Here is a 2,624-nt window from a genome sequence, read left to right as displayed (position 1 = left end):
TGCGTATTCCGACGAAGCCGGCCATCGATTCCGATTTGAAGCCGGCCGGTCATTCCGATTTCAATCCGGCCGGTGTTCCGATTTGAAGCCGGCCATTTTTCGGACTGATCCTGGGTCTCGTTGATGTTTGGATTGGGTTTCGTTTCAGGTCAAGCTTGAGCTGTTTCAGACGCTCTTGGCGAGCGCTGTTTTCGCATGCTTTCACCGGTGAGATCGATGCGATAGGCGTTGTGAACGAGGCGGTCCAGGATGGCATCGGCCAGAGTTGGGTTTGCAATGATCTCGTACCAGCGATCCAGAGGCAGCTGACTGGTGACGATTGTCGATCGGCGTTCGTAGCGGTCTTCAATGATCTCAAGCACATCACGCCGCTGGTCATCATTGAGTTTTTCCGGTCCCCAGTCATCGAGAATGAGAAGGTCGGTTTTGGCAAGTTGCTTGAGGATCCGGCCATAACGTCCGTCGCCTCTGGCAAGGGCAAGAGTTGCAAACAGCCGGGGAACGCGGTGATAGGCGACGGAGAAATCCTCTCGGCAAGCTTTGTGGCCGAGAGCGCAGGCCAGCCAGCTCTTGCCCACGCCCGCCGGCCCGGTGATGAGAAGACTGTGATGCTTTCTGATCCAGTCGCAGCCGGCGAGCGCCATGAACAGATTGCGGTCAAGACCGCGTGCGGCACGGAAGTCGGCATTCTCGATCTGTGCGTCATGGCGCAGCTTTGCAGCCCTGGCGCGGGCTTCGAAACGCTTCTGGCGGCGCATGGTAGCCTCGCGCTCAAGCAGCATGGCAAGCCATTCGCCATGCTCGAGGCCGCGTGCTTCGGATTGTGCGTCGAGCTCCTGGAAGGCGGTGGCCATGCCATGAAGGCCGAGTTCGCGCAGCATGTCGATGGTGGGATGGATAAGCATTGGTGTGTCTCCTCAATGAAAGTAATCAGGGCCACGCAGATTGGCGTGATCGACGATGGCGGTCGGTTCGGTGGAATGCCTTGCGGCCTTGTGATTGGCGATAAGCGAGGCAATGCTCTTGCAGTTCAGGCCACCGATCTCGACAGCGCGGGCTGACACAGCTTCGGCGCGATCGCGTGTGACATCGCGAAACAGGCGCAGGACACCCAGGCATGTTCGAAAGCCTTGTTCAGGATGTGGGCGGCTGGCGAGGATTGCGACAATCAAGCCTTCCGTCTCGGGGCCGACGGATGCGGCCCAGCGACGGAAGCGATCTGGCGTCCACTCGGCATAGCGCCGGTGGGAGCTGGGCATGTGATCCGGATCGGTTCCATGGCGAGGACCGCCATAGCGGCGCTGATGCACCGCGACGCGCTTGCCGCGGTGGAAGATCTCGATGGTGCGTGCCGTTGCTCTCAGATCGACCTGCTGGCGAATGAGGCTGTGCGGCACGGAATAAAAGAAGGTCTTGAACTCGACGTGGTAATCCGTCGAGACGCGGGCCAAACGCCATTCGGCAAACTCGTAATCCTCCAGTGGAAGACTGGCCAAAGCCGGGCGCTCGACACTCTCGAACAGCTGCCGGCGACTGACGCCCAGCCGGCGCATGACGTGATCATTGATGCGATCGAGTGCCTGGCGAATGGCGGCATTGGCCTCGGCCAGCGAGAAGAAGGTCTGATTGCGCATCCGCCCCAGAATGCATGATTGGGCGAAGCGGACGCCGTTCTCGACTTTGGATTTGTCCTTCGGCCGTCGCGGCCGTGCCGGCAGGACACCGACACCATAGTGGGATGCCATCATGCCGTAGCTGCGGTTGATCTCGGGATCGTAGAAACTGGCGCGGCTGACGCCAGACTTCAAATTGTCGGGAACGACCAACCGGGGAACGCCTCCGAAGAAACGAAACATCCGAACATGCGAGCCGATCCAGTCGGGAAGTGTTTGTGTCCATGTTGCTTCAGCATAGGTGAAGCTGGATGCGCCGAGCACTGCCACGAAGATCTCTGCCTCGCGGATCTCACCGGTCTTGCGATCAACAATCGGGATCTTCTTGCCGGAATAGTCGACGAAGACCTTGTCGCCGGCCGCATGCTCCTGGCGCATCGTCGGCGAAAGCCGCTGCTCGAAACTGCGAAAGAGTTCGCAGAAGCGACTGTAGCCGTATCCTTCGGGATGCGACCCACGATACTCCTCCCAGAGGATGAGCAAGGTGACACCGGGCTTCTTGAGCTCGACGGCAAGATCGGCCCAGTTTGGTTCTGTGCGTCTTCTCGTGCCCTGTTTGACGCCGTTGCGAGTGAAGAGTTTGTTCTCGAGCGCATCGTCGGTCAGTTCGCCCGGCAAGGGCCAGCTCAATCCAACCGCCGCTGCGCGCTGCAGATTATCCTGCACCGTGCTGCGCGCTATTCCCAAGACGACGGCAATCTCGCGGGAGCTGGTCCCGCTTCCGGCAAGCCGCAGCATTTGTCGTAACTGTCTCATGGTCAGCCTTCTCTTTGCCGGCATCAAAATCTCCCCGTTCATCGCGGGGCATTTGATGCCAAAGTTGCTGACCCAGGAGGTAATGTTCAGTGCCGAAAACTGGCCGACTTTTGATTGGAATGGTGGCCGGCTTCAAATCGGAATGGTGGCCGGTCTTTGATCGGAATGGCGGCCGGCTTCACGTCGGAATCCGCA

Annotated in this window: 3 protein-coding genes; 1 reads left to right on the top strand and 2 read right to left on the bottom strand. The window is 59.4% G+C overall.

Features of this window, described 5'->3' with window-relative positions; translation table 11 throughout:
* Positions 1-149 precede the first annotated feature (149 nt).
* Both istB and istA read right to left on the bottom strand, forming a co-directional pair.
* On the bottom strand, positions 150-905 hold the full coding sequence (istB, locus tag NKI72_RS34505; RefSeq protein WP_125007203.1) for an IS21-like element helper ATPase IstB: 756 nt from the start codon (positions 903-905) through the stop codon (positions 150-152).
* Between the two features lie 12 nt (positions 906-917).
* Positions 918-2,429 (bottom strand): IS21 family transposase, encoded by a 1,512-nt coding sequence (istA, locus tag NKI72_RS34500; protein WP_502901966.1) that lies wholly within the window; start codon positions 2,427-2,429, stop codon positions 918-920.
* Between istA and NKI72_RS34495 the strand changes: the two genes are divergently transcribed.
* The gene (locus NKI72_RS34495; RefSeq protein ID WP_189556919.1) at positions 2,428-2,589 is read left to right on the top strand and encodes a hypothetical protein; all 162 of its coding nucleotides are present in this window, start codon (positions 2,428-2,430) and stop codon (positions 2,587-2,589) included. The two genes, istA and NKI72_RS34495, sit on opposite strands and share 2 nt — an antisense overlap.
* Positions 2,590-2,624: the final 35 nt, after the last annotated feature.

The sequence above is a fragment of the Mesorhizobium sp. M0437 genome (assembly GCF_040321335.1).
Taxonomy (GTDB): Bacteria; Pseudomonadota; Alphaproteobacteria; order Rhizobiales; family Rhizobiaceae; genus Mesorhizobium.
This window is presented reverse-complemented; position numbering and strand designations above follow the sequence as displayed.

What these genes read in the sequence shown, in the direction of transcription:
- istB (WP_125007203.1), bottom strand. Translation starts at nt 905, where the DNA reads ATGCTTATCCATCCCACCATCGACATGCTGCGCGAACTCGGCCTTCAT.
- NKI72_RS34495 (WP_189556919.1), top strand. Translation starts at nt 2,428, where the DNA reads ATGGTCAGCCTTCTCTTTGCCGGCATCAAAATCTCCCCGTTCATCGCG.
- istA (WP_502901966.1), bottom strand. Translation starts at nt 2,429, where the DNA reads ATGAGACAGTTACGACAAATGCTGCGGCTTGCCGGAAGCGGGACCAGC.